This window comes from Empedobacter sp. GD03865, assembly GCF_029840775.1.
Classification (GTDB): Bacteria; Bacteroidota; Bacteroidia; order Flavobacteriales; family Weeksellaceae; genus Empedobacter; species Empedobacter falsenii_B.
On sequence record NZ_JAOCDF010000024.1, the window covers coordinates 1 to 15,735 of the forward strand.

The 15,735-nt window shown below is 31.7% G+C and carries 13 protein-coding genes; 5 read left to right on the plus strand and 8 right to left on the minus strand.

Going from position 1 to position 15,735, the window contains the following annotated elements:
- Positions 1–325: TrmH family RNA methyltransferase (locus tag N5D46_RS09815; protein ID WP_280049862.1), on the plus strand; the 325-nt coding region annotated here is incomplete at its 5' end.
- Positions 326–376: 51 nt separating this feature from the next.
- Here the strand turns inward: N5D46_RS09815 and N5D46_RS09820 are convergent.
- The 4 genes from N5D46_RS09820 to N5D46_RS09835 form a co-directional block, all read right to left on the minus strand.
- A complete protein-coding gene (locus tag N5D46_RS09820) occupies positions 377–2,761 on the minus strand; it encodes a polysaccharide biosynthesis tyrosine autokinase (protein ID WP_280049863.1) in 2,385 nt (794 codons plus the stop codon).
- 1 nt (position 2,762) lies between these two features.
- On the minus strand, positions 2,763–3,527 hold the full coding sequence (locus N5D46_RS09825; protein WP_280049864.1) for a polysaccharide biosynthesis/export family protein: 765 nt from the start codon (positions 3,525–3,527) through the stop codon (positions 2,763–2,765).
- Positions 3,517–5,457 carry a nucleoside-diphosphate sugar epimerase/dehydratase gene (locus tag N5D46_RS09830; RefSeq protein ID WP_280049865.1) on the minus strand — a complete coding sequence of 647 codons (1,941 nt, stop codon included), beginning with the start codon at positions 5,455–5,457 and terminating at the stop codon, positions 3,517–3,519. The genes N5D46_RS09825 and N5D46_RS09830 overlap by 11 nt, the downstream gene beginning before the upstream one ends.
- Positions 5,458–5,563: 106 nt before the next feature.
- Positions 5,564–6,811: an OmpA family protein gene (locus tag N5D46_RS09835; RefSeq protein WP_280049866.1), complete on the minus strand. Its 1,248-nt coding sequence runs from the start codon at positions 6,809–6,811 to the stop codon at positions 5,564–5,566.
- Positions 6,812–7,033: 222 nt separating this feature from the next.
- Here N5D46_RS09835 and N5D46_RS09840 point away from each other — a divergent pair, with 222 nt between their 5' ends.
- The 4 genes from N5D46_RS09840 (at position 7,034) to N5D46_RS09855 (ending at position 9,730) form a co-directional block, all read left to right on the plus strand.
- Positions 7,034–7,969 carry a ribose-phosphate pyrophosphokinase gene (locus N5D46_RS09840; RefSeq protein ID WP_038336277.1) on the plus strand — a complete coding sequence of 312 codons (936 nt, stop codon included), beginning with the start codon at positions 7,034–7,036 and terminating at the stop codon, positions 7,967–7,969.
- 45 nt (positions 7,970–8,014) lie between these two features.
- Positions 8,015–8,599, plus strand: coding sequence for a 50S ribosomal protein L25/general stress protein Ctc (locus N5D46_RS09845; protein ID WP_038336278.1), 585 nt, complete (start codon positions 8,015–8,017; stop codon positions 8,597–8,599).
- Between the two features lie 138 nt (positions 8,600–8,737).
- Positions 8,738–9,172, plus strand: a complete 435-nt coding sequence (locus N5D46_RS09850; RefSeq protein ID WP_038336279.1) for an Rrf2 family transcriptional regulator — start codon at positions 8,738–8,740, stop codon at positions 9,170–9,172.
- Between the two features lie 60 nt (positions 9,173–9,232).
- Entirely contained in the window at positions 9,233–9,730 is a 498-nt protein-coding gene (locus tag N5D46_RS09855) for a hemerythrin domain-containing protein (protein WP_221854727.1), read from the plus strand.
- 107 nt (positions 9,731–9,837) lie between these two features.
- On the opposite strand, the gene N5D46_RS09860 is transcribed toward N5D46_RS09855, so the two are convergent.
- The 4 genes from N5D46_RS09860 to N5D46_RS09875 form a co-directional block, all read right to left on the minus strand.
- On the minus strand, positions 9,838–10,896 hold the full coding sequence (locus tag N5D46_RS09860; RefSeq protein WP_280049867.1) for a glutaminyl-peptide cyclotransferase: 1,059 nt from the start codon (positions 10,894–10,896) through the stop codon (positions 9,838–9,840).
- 54 nt (positions 10,897–10,950) lie between these two features.
- A complete protein-coding gene (gene ruvC, locus N5D46_RS09865) occupies positions 10,951–11,499 on the minus strand; it encodes a crossover junction endodeoxyribonuclease RuvC (RefSeq protein ID WP_125348885.1) in 549 nt (182 codons plus the stop codon).
- Positions 11,500–11,529: 30 nt separating this feature from the next.
- Entirely contained in the window at positions 11,530–14,079 is a 2,550-nt protein-coding gene (locus N5D46_RS09870; RefSeq protein ID WP_125348886.1) for a phosphoenolpyruvate carboxylase, read from the minus strand.
- Positions 14,080–14,181: 102 nt separating this feature from the next.
- A complete protein-coding gene (locus N5D46_RS09875) occupies positions 14,182–15,693 on the minus strand; it encodes a GH3 auxin-responsive promoter family protein (protein WP_280036234.1) in 1,512 nt (503 codons plus the stop codon).
- Positions 15,694–15,735 lie beyond the last annotated feature (42 nt).

Sequence of the window (15,735 nt, forward strand, 5' to 3'; positions counted from 1 at the left end):
GAATGTGATTCGTTCTTCGGTTGGAACATTGTTTACTAATCAAATTGCATCGGCGAGTAAAGAGGCTGTTTTAGAGTTTTTAAAATCTCATTCAATTCAAGTTGTTTCCACATTTTTGAGAGATGAAACGAAAAATTTATACGAAACTGATTTTACAAAATCATCTGCCATTATTTTAGGAACAGAAGCAACAGGGCTTTCTGATTTTTGGGCTGATCATTCAGATTCGTTGATTAAAATTCCGATGTTAGGTTTTGTAGATTCGCTAAATGTGAGTAACGCAGCAGCGATTTGTGTTTACGAAGCTGTGAGGCAAAGACAATAAGATAGATTATAATAAAAATAAAAGCCACTTCTTTCGAAGTGGCTTTTATTTTTATTTTTTACCGAATAGTTTACTAAAGAAAGAGTTTCCTTTATTATGATTTTCACCATATCCGTACCCATATCCGTATCCATATCCGTATCCTTTTGTAAAGTCAACATCGTTAACAACCATTGCCATATTTTTAAGACGGTTATCTTGATATAATTCTTTAGGAATAGCCAGCATTCGTTTGTCCAAATAATTAGCACGAACAACGTACATTGTAATATCTGCACTGTCAGAAATTAATAAAGTATCAGTAACTAAACTAACAGGGGCAGTATCTATTAATACATAATCATAGTTTGCTTTTCCATATTTGACAATATCATCAAAACGTCCGTTCATCAATAGCTCTGAAGGATTTGGAGCTACCTGTCCAGAATAAATAACATCAAATTTATAATCAGCAGGATTTTTGATGATGATATCACTAATATTAATATCATTTGAAATCAAATATTCTGTAACACCATATTTGTGTCTGTATTGATCAGTAATTCCTAAATAATCTAAAACTTTAGGACTTCTAATATCTGCTCCAATTAATAAAACAGATTTACCTGACATTGTTAATATTTGAGCTAAATTAGTTGATATAAATGTTTTACCTTCTCCGCTTGTAGTAGAAGTTATATAGATAGACTGAGGATCTGTTGAATTTTTAAGTAAAAAATTCATGTTTGTTCTAAGAATTCTAAAAGCTTCAGCAACACTAGAATTATCATTTTGCTCGATAATAGAAATATCACTTTTAGGTACTTGTCCAGCAATTGGAGCTCCAACTGCATCTTCAACATCCTCTTTAGAGTTTACATTATTATTCAATAATTTATAAATATATATACATATAAATGGAATAACTAATCCTAGAATTAGAGCTCCTAATAGTATAATACTTTTCTTAGGTGAAACGGGAATCTTAGAATCATAAGCATAGTCAATAACTTTTATATTATCTGGTGTAGCAGCTGCTTTTATTTCGTTCTCTTCACGTTTTTGTAATAAGAATAAATATAAAGCTTCAACAATTTGCTGTTGACGAGAAATATCTCTAAAACCTCGTTCTTGGCTTGGTACTTTTTGTATTCTGCTTGTTATTTGATTTTGTTTGTTCTGAATTGTGCTTAGAGTTGTTTGAGTATTATTTCGGTACAAACGCAAACTATTCTTCAAGTTTCGTTTAACATCACCAATTTGCTCCTGTAATTTAACCACATTTGGATGTTCGTTTGTAACAGATTTTAACATATCTTCTTTCGTTAAAACCAATTCATTATACGAAGCAATTTGTGACGCAATTGTTTGATCTTGTAAACCAATATTAGTTGGCAAAAGATCTGTTTTGTTAGAATTTAAAGCTGAATTCATGTAATCAACTAATTGTAGCTGAGTAGATGATTCTAATAATTTCTTTTCATTATCTGATGCATTTTGTAAGAAAATATTCGCTTCAGAAGTAACGTCAGTAATGTTATTGCTTAATTTATAACGTTCTAAATCTCTGTCAACACCTTGTAAATCGCCTGTAACAATATCTAACCTCGAATCGATAAATTTAGAAGTAGCTTCAGTCAATTTATTATTATCTGTAACAAGATCTAAATTGTATTGATTAATCAAATCATTGATGAATTTTTTAGAAATTTTCGGTACTGTTCCAACTAAGTTAAAGTTAACAACTTTAGAATTTTTATCGCTGTTAGGTTCAATCTGGATTTTTGACTGATAATAACTTATTGTATAATCCAATGAATATAACTTGATTAAATATTCGGCATCAATACTTTTTGCTATATTCTTATTTGGGCTGATAATAATATCACCAAAATCGGTGCTAATCTTTTGTCCAAACGAATAGGTGTTGGATTCTTTTGTATTTTTATTTGAAAGCTTAAATTTAGTCGTCGATTCTATCTTAACTTCTAATTCTTCAAATAATTCCTCACTCAGTTTATCTGCTTCATTCAAAAACAAAATTTTGATAGGCGATTCAGCAGCAGTAGTTTCAATTTCAGCAATTCTACCAACACTAAAATAGCGAATATTGAAATTATTTTGTTCAACTACTTTAGAAATTAAACGTCTTGATTTCAGAATTTCGATTTGGTCACCAACTTCTGCATTAGAACTCGTACCAAAGATAGTTGCTGCATCTGCCAAACCGGCTAATTCACCCGCCGCTGATTCTTTCTCATTTAATAAGATTTTTGCAGAAACTTGATATTGTTTTTGTGTATATTTTAAATAAAATAACGCCCCTATAATGGCTACGATTAATCCCAAAACAAACCATTTCCAATAATATAAATATTGCTCTAAAACTTGTCTAAGATTAATATTCTCTTCTTCTTCAAAAGAAGAGTTATTTGTCGAATTATTAATTTGATTCATCTTACCTTGTTAATACAGAAATTACAGAAATAATAACACCTGCCATCGAAATCCATAACGAATAGTTAGGTGTAAATTTTGATGCAGAAACTTGTGCAGAATTTGGCTCTACATAAACCACATCGTTTTGTGCTAAATAATAAACAGGAGAATTGAGAGCAGATTCAGAAGTTAAATCAACATTATAACGTTCTTTCACTCCATTACTTTCTCTAATCACCGTTACGTTTTCTCGTTTCCCTTTAATGGTAAGATCTCCAGCCATACCTAAAGCATCCAAAAGTGTGATTCTTTCTGTCGGAACAATAAAACTTCCTGGACGAGCTACTTCTCCTAATACACTAATTCTGAAGTTTACAAAATTTACATTAACACCTGGATTAACTATATATTTACTTACTTTAGTTTTTATTATTTCAATCGCTTGACTTCTTGTAAGTCCACCAATCTTTATATTTCCAATCATAGGTAAACTAATCTCTCCATTTTCATCTACAGTATAGGTTGGGCTATATGGAGATAATGTATTACTATTAGCGGTTGTTTGAATTGTACTTAATTGATTAAAAGGTGCTGCAGCTGCAACATCAGCAGCAGATATAACAATTGCTAATTGATCTGTTGGTTGTATTTTTGGTATATGTTGTTCAAAATTAGTTGTTAATTCTTCTGGGGTTTGAAAATAAACAATTTCTTTACTTGAGCCACACGACGTAACTACAATTAAAGATAGAAGACATAAAAATTGGAAAATTTTATTTTTCATAAATTAAGTTATCAAGTTTTTCAAATTCGGAGTTTTGAGATTTAAATTCAGGTACTATCTCTTTTATTTTAGCCACTAAATGCATGACTTGTTCATGTTTTTCAATAGTTGATGACATTAAGCATAGTTCTTCAATTAGTTTTTTATTGTCTTGACATTTGTTTGTGTTAACTTTTGCTATCATTATTTTTTCATGATGTGTTTTAACTGTATTTTCATCATTGGCTAATAATTCTTCATAAATTTTTTCACCTGGGCGTAAACCTACAATTTTTATATCAATTTCCTCAGGATATTTAAATCCACTAAGTTTAATCATCCTTTTAGCAAGATCAATAATCTTCATAGACTCGCCCATATCAAATACAAAAATCTCGCCACCTTTTCCCATTATTGCTGCTTCAAGTACTAACTGACACGCTTCTGGTATTGTCATAAAAAAACGTGTAATATCAGGATGAGTTACAGTTAATGGACCTCCGTTTTCCAATTGACGCTTGAATAAAGGTATTACAGATCCATTAGATCCTAACACATTACCAAATCGTGTGACAATATAATTAGTTTTAGAAATTTCATTTGTACAATTTACATAAATTTCGGCAACTCGTTTAGTTGCGCCCATCACGTTTGTAGGATTTACAGCTTTATCAGTAGAAACCATTACAAACTTTTCAGCACCAAATTCATTTGCTAAATCAGCAATTATTTTTGTTCCATAAATATTTGTGTTGATTGCCTCATAAGGAAATTTTTCCATCAACGGAACATGCTTATATGCAGCTGCATGAAAAATAATTTGCGGATGATATTTATCAAAAAGGCTTAACATTCGTTTTCGATCTCTTACACTCGAAACGATATAATCTATTCTATTTTGTTTTTCTTCAGAAATTTCATTTTTTAAAGACTGTTGAACATCATATAGAGCCGATTCTGCCTGATCAATCAAAATTAGTTGAGCAAAATCCATCATAGCAAGTTGCCTTGAAATTTCACTTCCTATAGAACCTGCAGCACCAGTAACAAGTATTACCTTACCTTGTACATTTTCATTAATAATAGGGTTTTTCAACTTAATTGATTCACGCCCTAATAAATCTTCAATTTTTAATTGTTTGATTTGAGCAGGCTTGTATGTACCATCAATCCAATTAGAAATAGGAGGAATTATTTTAATATTAACATTTAAATCTTCTAAAGATTTAGAAAGGTTTAATAACTCATTAGTTTTAATATTTTGAATAGAAATAATGATTTCTGAAATATCATTTCGTTCAATGAATTTATCATCAACATCATTTATAGAATAAATTTTAGCGCCATCGATAAACGTTCCAATTTTAGAAGGTTTGTCATCAATAAAACCTACTACTTTATAGTTAAATTGAGTATCGTTTTGTAAAATATCTCGAGTGATTAATCCTGAATCTCCAGCTCCGTAAATCAATGTTTTTTGTTGAGCTTTATTTTTAGAAAAAAAATAATCGTAAATCCATTTATAATATAATCTGGCAATAACCATTATTACTGTTGAAATAAATAAATGGACAAAGATAACAGAGTAAGACATTCTGAAAACATATGAAACAGGAGTGTTCTCCGAAAGATTAGATTCAATGAATTGTCTATAGATAAAAGAGATGAAGAAAAGAATCAGAAAAGCTGTTGTATTTGAAACAAAAACATTTTCAGCATCTTTTAACCCCGTTTTTTTTACAATTCCCTTATATGTTTTGAAGTATAGGAAACATAGAGTATATGCTGCTACAACAAATGGTAATTTAAATAATAATTTTTCTAAACTAAAAGAATTTAGAAAACTATTAAGTATAAAATTGGTTATTACATAGCTAAAGAAAACTATAAGTATGTCTAGCACTAATACTACCCATCTAGGAGCATTAAAGTGTTGGTTAAAAGGATTCAATATTTTAGTAATTTAAGTGGTGATAAAGATAATAAAAAAATCAGGAATAGAGACTCCAAAAAATGGAAAAATCTATCCCTGATTAATATCTTAAATTAAGAGAGAATTATTTTACTCTGAAAACAACTCTTCTTGCTAATTGATGAGAAGAAACTTGAGAGTTTTTGAACTCTTTATCTTCCCCTTCACCAACAGTAGTTAATTGAGAAGCATTTGCTCCTTGACTAACTAAAATAGCTTTTACATTTTCTGCTCTTCTACGAGATAAATTTTTGTTGTAAGAATCACTTCCAACTGGGTCAGCGTAACCTAAAATGTCAATTTGAGCATTTGGCTTAGCTTTTAAGTACTCAGATACAAATTTGATACCTCCAACTGATTGTTGGTATGGTTTATCAGAATTGTAATCAAAGTAAACGTTGATAATACCAGAGTTAATCATTTGCTCTAAGAAATCAGCATCATTAACGATAGTTGTATTTCCTCCTGCATTTTGTTTAATGTATTCTTCAATATTATCTGGAATTCCGTTTCCATTGTGGTCAATTGTAACACCGTGAGTGTCAACAACAGCGCCTGGAGCTGAATCTGGCTCTTGATCTAAGTAATCAGCAACACCATCACCATCAGTATCTTTTAACATTTGTTCGATGTTGGCAATTCTGTCTTCTAAATCTTTTCTTGTAGTTTCAAAAGTCCAATCGGCATGTTTCTGGTTACCTCCAAGATAGAATGTTAAACCTAATGTAGCATTCCACATATCGCCATCTAAACCTCTTGTATCCATTTTAGAAGTGAAGTCATAATTGTTTTGTTGGCGAATGTTTCTGATGTAAGTAACGTCACCTGTTAATGCAATACGATCAGATAATTTTAATTGAGGTGTTAAACCTACAATAATATTACCCATATTATCTGCATTATCAAACAAACCATCATCTTCTCTTGTCATCCAAGAGTAACCAGCACCTGCATGTGCTAATAAACCAATAGATTTAGTCCAATCTTCAAAGTTCATAATACGACCTAGATTTGCTACTCCTTGTAAGTCTACACGGTAATAGTTTGTTCTAAATCTTTTAGAATCTTCACCTTCTTTTAAACGATCATAAGCTCCGTCTAATTTTAAACCAAATTTAGGATTAAACATATAACGAACACCTAAGTCTACATGGTAAAAACTTGGAGTTTGCATAAAGTAACCATTAGAAAAACCTTTAGTTGCTTTGTTTGCTCCACCATTGGCCTCAATAGACCATTTGTTGTAATCATTGTTAACTGTTTCAGTAACTTCTTGCGCTTGAGCAAAAATCCCTAATCCAATTACACTTAATAGGTATGAAATCTTTTTCATGAGGATATATTTAATTGCAAATTTATATAAATACTTAAAAACGAATCAATCAAAAACTGTTAAAAAACACTATAACTAACGAAAGTCATGATTATGTCTTTATGATTATTTTAACTTGTTTAAAAAATATTCAATAATTGTGCCGAAATTAATTTTTGATTTTCTTATATCATTTTTAAATCATTTAAATTATTTTTGCATAAATATTTCCCAAAACAAACAATGGAACAATCAGCATTTCTTTTTTCGACCAGAGGATCATTAGAATTAGCACAAAAAATTGCCGATCAATATGGTCAAGAACTTGGTAAATCTAAAATTGTAGAGTTTAGCGATGGCGAATTTGTACCCGCTTTTGAACAACCAATTCGCGGTGCTCGCGTTTTCTTAATTGGTTCAACAATGCAACCAACAGACAATTTAATGGAATTACTTTTAATGTGTGATGCAGCAAAACGCGCATCTGCTAAAAGTATTACAGTTGTTATTCCTTATTTTGGTTTTGCTCGTCAAGATCGTAAGGATGCTCCACGTGTGCCAATTGGAGCAAAATTAGTTGCAAAAATGTTAATGACAGCTGGAGCAACTCGTGTAATGACTATGGATTTACACGCTGATCAAATTCAAGGATTTTTTGAAGTTCCTGTTGATCATTTATTTGCTTCAACAATTTTCGTTGAATATATCAAAGGTTTAGGTTTAGATAATATTTGTATCGCTTCTCCAGACATGGGAGGTGCTAAACGTGCAAATACATATGCTAAATACCTTAATGCAGATATCGTAATTTGTCACAAAGAACGTAAAGTTGCAAACCAAGTTGATAGCATGATGTTAATCGGTGAGGTTGAAGGTAAAAACGTTATTTTAGTGGATGACATGATTGATACAGCGGGTACACTTGCAAAAGCTGCTGAATTGATTATGGAAAAAGGAGCAAAATCTGTTCGCGCAATTGCAACACACGGAGTTTTATCTGGACCAGCTTATGAGCGTCTTGATAACTCTTTGTTAACGGAAATTGCTATAACTGATAGTATTCCATTAAAAAATACTTCCGTATCTAAAATAAAAGTATTATCTTGCGCTCCGCTTTTTGCTGATGTTATGCATTTAGTACATAGTAATAAATCTATTAGTCAACGCTTTGTTATCTAATGATTTAGCTTAAAATTAAATTATTTTTATTATATACATATTATTATGAAGTCAATTACAATTCAAGGTGTAAAAAGAGAAGACTTAGGTAAAGTGGCTACACGTAACCTACGTAATGCTGAACAAGTACCTTGTGTGGTTTACGGTTCTGGAGAGCCTATCCACTTTTCAGCTGATGAAAAAGCATTCAAATCATTAGTTTACACTCCAGATGCTCATACAGCAACTATCGAGTTAGCTGATGGAGCTAAAATTCAAGCAATTTTACAAGACATCCAATTTCACCCAGTAACGGATAAAATCTTACACGTAGATTTTTACCAATTAAACGAGGACAAACCGGTAACTATGGAAGTTCCAGTTCGTTTAGTAGGACGTGCTCGTGGTTTAGTAGCTGGTGGGGTTTTACGTTTCAACATGCGTAAATTAAAAGTTCGTGCTATTCCAGCAAACTTACCAGACGAAATCGAAATCGATATCACTCCAATGAGAATTGGTCACAAAATGTATGTAGAAACATTGAAAAATGATAACTACACATTCGCTCATCCAGATAACGCAGTAGTAGTAGCTATTCGTACTTCTCGTAACGCTGTTAAGGATGCTGATCAAGACGAAGACGAAGATTAAGAAATTTTCTTTTCAGATAATATTAAACCACTCATTTTTGAGTGGTTTTTTATTTTTAAAAATTTAATAAGATAAATTTGTCCGATTTAAAATTAGTTGTATATTTGCTTCATAATTTATAATGAATAAAAGAAATTAATGTTTTCTAAAGCGTGCGAATATGGAATTAAGGCTTGTGTGTTTATTGCACAAGAATCTGTAGAAGGAAAGAGAGTCAATTTAAAACAAATTGCAAATTCGATTAATTCTCCAGAAGCTTACACAGCCAAAATTCTTCAACAATTAGTTAAAGCAAATGTGATTTCATCTGTCAAAGGAAAAATGGGAGGTTTCCAAATGGATGCAGCGCATTTAGAAGATATCAAATTAGTGAATATCATCAAAGCGATTGACGGAGATGGTCTTTATCATAGTTGCATTTTAGGTTTAGTAGAATGCGATGCTAACAAACCTTGTGCTTTACATAGCCGTGTTTTTGCAATTCGTAATGATTTGCGAGGTATGCTAGAAAAGACATCGATGTTTAATTTGATTGATGATCTAGAGAAAGGAATTGCTTTTCTTAAGCATTAAAAAAATTTGATTAAAAATAAGATAAAAATATCCGATTATCCGAATTAAAAAATTATAACAATGAACCTATTAATAGAACTTCCTCAAACAACTGCTTCTCAGATGAGTTATACTGTAACAGTAAATCTAAATGAAGCGTGCGAAAGGCATCATAAAACATTATTTTTTTGTTGGAATATTCGTGCTGGAATAGATAAAGGAGTCGATATTCAACGAATTGTTGATTATGTAAATTGGTATGGGGAAAAAGTATTATTCAAAAAATTTGAGATAGAAGAAAATTACTTGTTTTCGCTTTTAGATGAAGATCATTACTTGGTAAAAAGAGCATTGAAAGAACATAGACGTTTGAGACGCTTGTTTAAAATAGATGCAAAAAATCCGATGAAAAGTTTGATTTATATCGAAGAAGAATTGGATTTGCATATCAGATTTGAGGAGAAACAAATGTTTCCTGAATTTGAGAAAAATGCAACACAAAAAAAGTTAAAAGTAATTAAAGAACAATTTAATTCACTTTTAACTAACACAGATTGGAAAGATCAATTTTGGTTATAGATCTTTCGTAACCATAAATTTTTACTTATAATTTTTTAGATGATTTTTGAAAAAGAAAAGCTCGATTTTGCAGGTCGAGCTTTTTGCTTTTTTATGTGTTAAGGAAATTATTTCTTAATCTTCACTTCAAAGATTTTGTCCCAAAGCTTTCCAGTAACTAACATATTTCCGTTGTCTTTGAAAGCGATTCCGTTCAATTCTTGTGCTTGTGGATTTCCTTGTTTTCCTTTCAATTCAGCAAAATTGAACTCAGCTTTTACAGCGCCAGTTTGCGGATCTATTACCACGATATTACTGTTATCTGCGTGTCCAGATTTTAGGTAAACATTTGCATAAATTAAACCATCGTGGTATTCAATTTCATTCAAATAACTATATGGTTGTTGACTGTCAAAAGCTTGAACAGTTCTTAAATAATTAAAATTCTCGTCGAAAAAATGAATACGTTGAGAACCTTCTGTAATAGCCAATTCTTTACCAATTGTAGTAATTCCCCAGCCTTCGATAATTTGAGCTGGCATATCAAATTTTTCAACTTGATTAAAGTTCAAATCATATTTATAAATGACACGATCTTGCCATGTTAATTGATAAATAAAACCATTCAGTTCTGTAATTCCTTCTCCAAAAACATCGTCTTTAATTTGATATAATTTTGTAGGTTCAGTTGCCCCCAATTTATATTCAATCAAACGTGTTTTTCCTCCGCGAAGTCCAGTTCCTTCGAAAATATTTCCGTTTTTGAAATAAAAACCTTGCGTAAAATAATCTGGATTATGTGGATAAGTTCCTACAATTTCATAATTCCATTGCGCAGCCGGCTCATTTGCATAAACCACAAACGTAAAATCGCGCGAATTTGTTTCTTCTTCTCCTTTGAAGAATTTCAAATTAACCGTATGATTTCCTAATCCAATTGTTTTCCCGTCAATCGTAAAATCAGCAGGAACTTCTTGTCCATCCACTGAAACTACAACTTTCGTAATTCCATCTAAATTAGTTAAAGGAATATTGATTTTGTCGCCAATTTTGTATTTGTTTTGTTCAATTTTCGAAACAATTTCAGTGATTGCAGTATTGTTTTTTCCAGTCGAATCTTTACAAGAAAATAACACTGAAGAGAAAACTGTTGCACAAACTGATGCTGCGATTAAATATTTTTTCATTTGATGTGTTTTATGTTTTACGAATTAGGTTGCTAATTCTACTACAAATATATTTTATTTTGTTCGATTCGGATTATTTTTTACAAAGGCATCCCAACTCGAATAAGAATTTGACGTCCCAGTTGTTTTACCCGAATTTAGATAATGACAAACCGCAACGGCAAGACCATCTGTGGCATCCAAACGTTTCGGAATTTCTTTCAAACCAAGTAAATGTTGTAACATGCCCGCAACTTGTTCTTTTGATGCATTTCCGTTTCCAGTAATCGCCATCTTAATTTTTTTTGGCGCATATTCTACCACAGGCATATCGCGATGCAGGCAAGCGGCAATACAAACGCCTTGTGCACGTCCAAGTTTTAACATAGACTGAACATTAACGCCAAAAAACTGCGCTTCAATGGCTAATTCATCAGGATGATATTGATCGATAATGGCTAAAGTTTTTTCGAAAATCTTTTTCAATTTAGTTTGCTGGTTCGGAAGTTTGTGCAACAACAATTCGTCTAAAGTAATCAACTTTATTTTGTTATTTTTGACTTCAATCAAACCAAAACCCATCACCATTGTTCCAGGATCAATCCCTAAAATAATCTTTTCCATCGTTGCGAAGGTATTAAGATATTCTGAAAATTAAGCCGAATTTCGACTCGCATTAATATTTCCGAATAACGAACGCATCACAATTTGCTCATAGATTGATTTGAACTCACTTTCATGATGAATTTTGTTCAACGCAAATTGTTGAATCGTTAATAATGGTAACACAATTTTTTCGCGCATTTGTACCGAAGATTTGTTCAATGGTTCGTCTTGCATCAATTCTGTGTAACCCGAAATTTCTAAACATAATGCTTTTGATAATTCAAATTCATCGTGCAAAATATTCCAAAATTCACCATATTCAGGATCATTTTTCATATAAGATGTTAATGGAAAATAAGTTTTTTCCATCGACATCATACTATTCTGGATCAATGTTTTGAAGAAGCTCGAATTCTTGAATAAATCTTTTACATCCTCTAAATGACCTTGTTTTTTCAATTCATTTATAGCTGTTCCAACACCAAAATATCCCGGAACATTTTGTTTTAATTGACTCCAAGAACCCACAAATGGAATAGCACGCAAATCATCGAACTCTAATTTTTTATCACCACCTCGTTTACTCGGACGGCTTCCGATATTCGTTTTTCCATAATAGTTAAGCGTACTCATATTTTCTAAATAAGGTAAAAATGAAGGATGCGCTTTCAAATCTTCGTATTTCTGATAACTAATTGTGGCTAATTTATCAATCAAAATTCGCTCATCTGGCGAAATCTGACTTGTGCTTGTAGAGAAAACATCCGAAATGATACCAGCCGTGTACAATTGTTCAAAATTATATTTTGCCTGCGGCATTGTTCCATAATTCGACGTAATTGTTTGCCCTTGAATCGTAATTTGAATTTCGTGATTCGCAATTGTTTTCCCTTGAGAAGCATAAAATTCGTGTGTTTTTCCACCGCCACGTGCAGGAGGTCCACCACGACCATCAAAGAAAATAACTTCGATTTGATTTTTATCCGAAACATTCGAAAGGATTTCTTTGGTGCGATAAATTTCCCAATTCGCTTTGATGTAACCGCCATCTTTTGTCCCATCCGAAAAGCCTAGCATAATCGATTGACGCTGTTTTCTACGTTCTAAATGTTGTGCATAAATTGGTAGATTATACAATTTATTCATCGTATTCTCAGCACCATCTAAACCTCTAATCGTCTCGAAAAGTGGCATAATATCAAACTTAATTTCGTCATCTTTGTAACCACAAAATTTGAATAAAGCGTAAACATTTAAGACATCGAAAATGGTTTCAGAATTTGAAATAATGTATCGGTTAACACCTAATTCACCATTTCGTTGCTGAATCGTTTTTAATTGATAAATATTTCTGATTGTATCGACGACAATATCATCTTCAAAATCTTCAGGCTTAGCTGTAAAAGAAGGATTTGTTAACAATTCGATTTGTTCTGCTTCGCTTAAATCTTTCAGATTAATTCCAGTATATTTTTCAATAATTTGGTTAATTACTTTTTGATGAACACGCGAATCTTGACGGATATCCAACGAAGCAAAATGTAACCCGAAAATATCAACACGTGTGATAAAATCGTCTAAAATATCCAAGAAAATTCCGTTGTGTTGTTCAATCAAAATTGTACGAATAGTCTGTAAACGTGTCTTGATTTCATCAATTGTAATTGTTCCATTTTCATTGAACATATTTTCGTAAATCAAATTACTCAACGCTTTCAAAGGTTCTGTAACATGCTTGAATGTTAATCTACGTTGAACAATTTTAAGATGATTGTAATAATTTTTTAAGATACTTGTACGCAATAAACTTGCAACTTTCCATGTAATTTCTGCTGTTACAAATGGATTTCCATCGCGATCGCCTCCAGGCCAAAAACCTAATTGAATAACAGGAGATTTTAGAGGTTCACTTTCTGTAAAAAACAATTGGTTGATTTCGTTATACAATCGTCCAATTGTTTGATAATATACATTTCTCAAATAATAAATAATAGAAACAGCTTCATCGTAAGGAGTTGGTTTTTCTTCGTTGATAAAAGGTGTTTTTCCTAATTGTTGCAACAATAAATCAATTTTACTTACCGAATCTTGTTGAATTGCATCGCGTAAATCCTGAATAATTTGTTGAACATTTGTCGGATAAAATTGCGTTGGATGTGCTGTAAAAACAACTCTCGTCACAAAATCTTCGATTCTGGTTTTTACTTGCTCCATTTTACCTTGCGCTTGTGCAATATGGTAAATGCTTTCCAAACTTCCTTTTTCATTTTCGGAATGTAATGACGGAAATGCAGCATCTTCGATACTATCAAACAAAACAACTTGTCGCTCGATGTATTGTATCATTCGAAACATCAAATCGATTTGTTCTTGTTCGGTTTTTAAATCGGTGTATTTCTCAAAAAAATTGTTGATGATTTCATTTGGCGATTTACCTTCAGGTAAACCTTTTTGACTTTCATCATACAAAAACGGGATCAACGATCCGATGTTTTGCATTTTTTCGTAGGGTAGACTCATAAAGAGACTGTTGTAAATTTGAAACTTATTTTCCACAATTTGGTGGAACTTAAGTTCAGATAAATTCGTACTTCGCATTAATAGGTATTTTTTCTCTTAATAGTAAATTTACTTGTTTCGAGGTAATTATCCTATTTATTTTAAACCAAAAAAAGAGAATCGTATTGATTCTCTTTTTTATTATGATCGATTATTTAATTCAATTAATGGTTCAATAAACTCTCTTGTATTTGATAAACGAGGAACTTTATTTTGTCCACCTAATTTACCTCTTGAAGCCATCCATTCGATGAATAATTTTGTGCGTGCTTTGTGTACAATCGGTCGATTAAGTGTCATATTATTGTAACGTTTTGCTTCGTAATCGGAATTAACTTCTTGCAAACCTTTATCTAAACAATCAATAAATTGCTCAAAATTTTGAGGTTCTTTATCAAACTCTATTATCCATTCGTGAGCGCCTTTTTCTTTTCCTTGCATAAAAATTGGACCAGCACTATATTCAGAAACGATCGAATTTGTTTGCATACAAGCACGTTTCAAAGCTTCTTCTGCATTTTCTATCATCAATTCTTCTCCAAATGCATTGATATAATGTTTTGTTCGTCCAGAAACAACAATTCTGTGTGGATTTGTAGACGTAAAACGAACTGTATCACCAATAATATAGCGCCATAAACCTCCATTTGTTGTAATTACCATGGCGTAATTTTTACCAACTTCAACTTCTCCAATTGTTAAAAATCGTTGAGTTTCTGAACCAAATTCTTCCATTGGAATAAATTCGTAAAAAATTCCGTTGTCTAATAATAACAACAAATCTTTGCTGTGCAATTGATCCTGAATTCCAAAAAAACCTTCGGAAGCATTATATAATTCGAAATAATTTAATTTTTTCTGAGTAATTAAATTATAGTTTTCTGCATAAGGTTTGAAGCTGATTCCACCATGAAAAAACACTTCGAGATTTGGCCATAATTCGTCCAAATAATTCTTTCCAGTTTCGGCTAATAATTTATTCAAAACGACTAACATCCACGAAGGAACACCAGTTAAAGAACCAACATCTTCATTTTTTGTTGCATTAATAATAGCATTCATCTTTACATTCCAATCAGACATTAAAGAAATCTCACGATTCGGAATATTTTTCATTTCTGCATAAAAAGGCAAATTATCAATCAAAATAGCTGATAAATCACCAAAACGCGTATCATATTTTTGATAAAGTTCACTACTTCCGCCAATTCTTAGGTTTTTGTGCATAAAAATATCCGTTTCGGGATAAGCGTTTAAGTACAATGCAAACATTGTTTTTCCTGCTGCGTAATGGCAATCTTCTAAGGATTCATTACTAATCGGAATAAATTTACTTTTGGCATTTGTTGTTCCAGAAGATTTCGCAAACCATTTTATTTTTCCATGCCAAGTAACATCTTTTTCACCTTTTCTTGCTAATTCAATATAAGGTTGAAAATCCTCGTAATGCACTGCAGGGACTTGCTCTTGAAATTTATGTGTCGTTTTGATTTCGTCAAAATGAAATTCTTTTCCGTAAATAGTCGATTTGGCTTTTTTGATATTCTCAAATAACACACGTTCTTGCGTACCAACTGGATTTTTGATACTTTCCTCGATGATATTCATTCGGCTACGCATCATAATTTCCATAATCTTATTGACTATTCCCATCCGCTAAAAGTTTTGTAGATTTACACAAAATTAATTAAACTT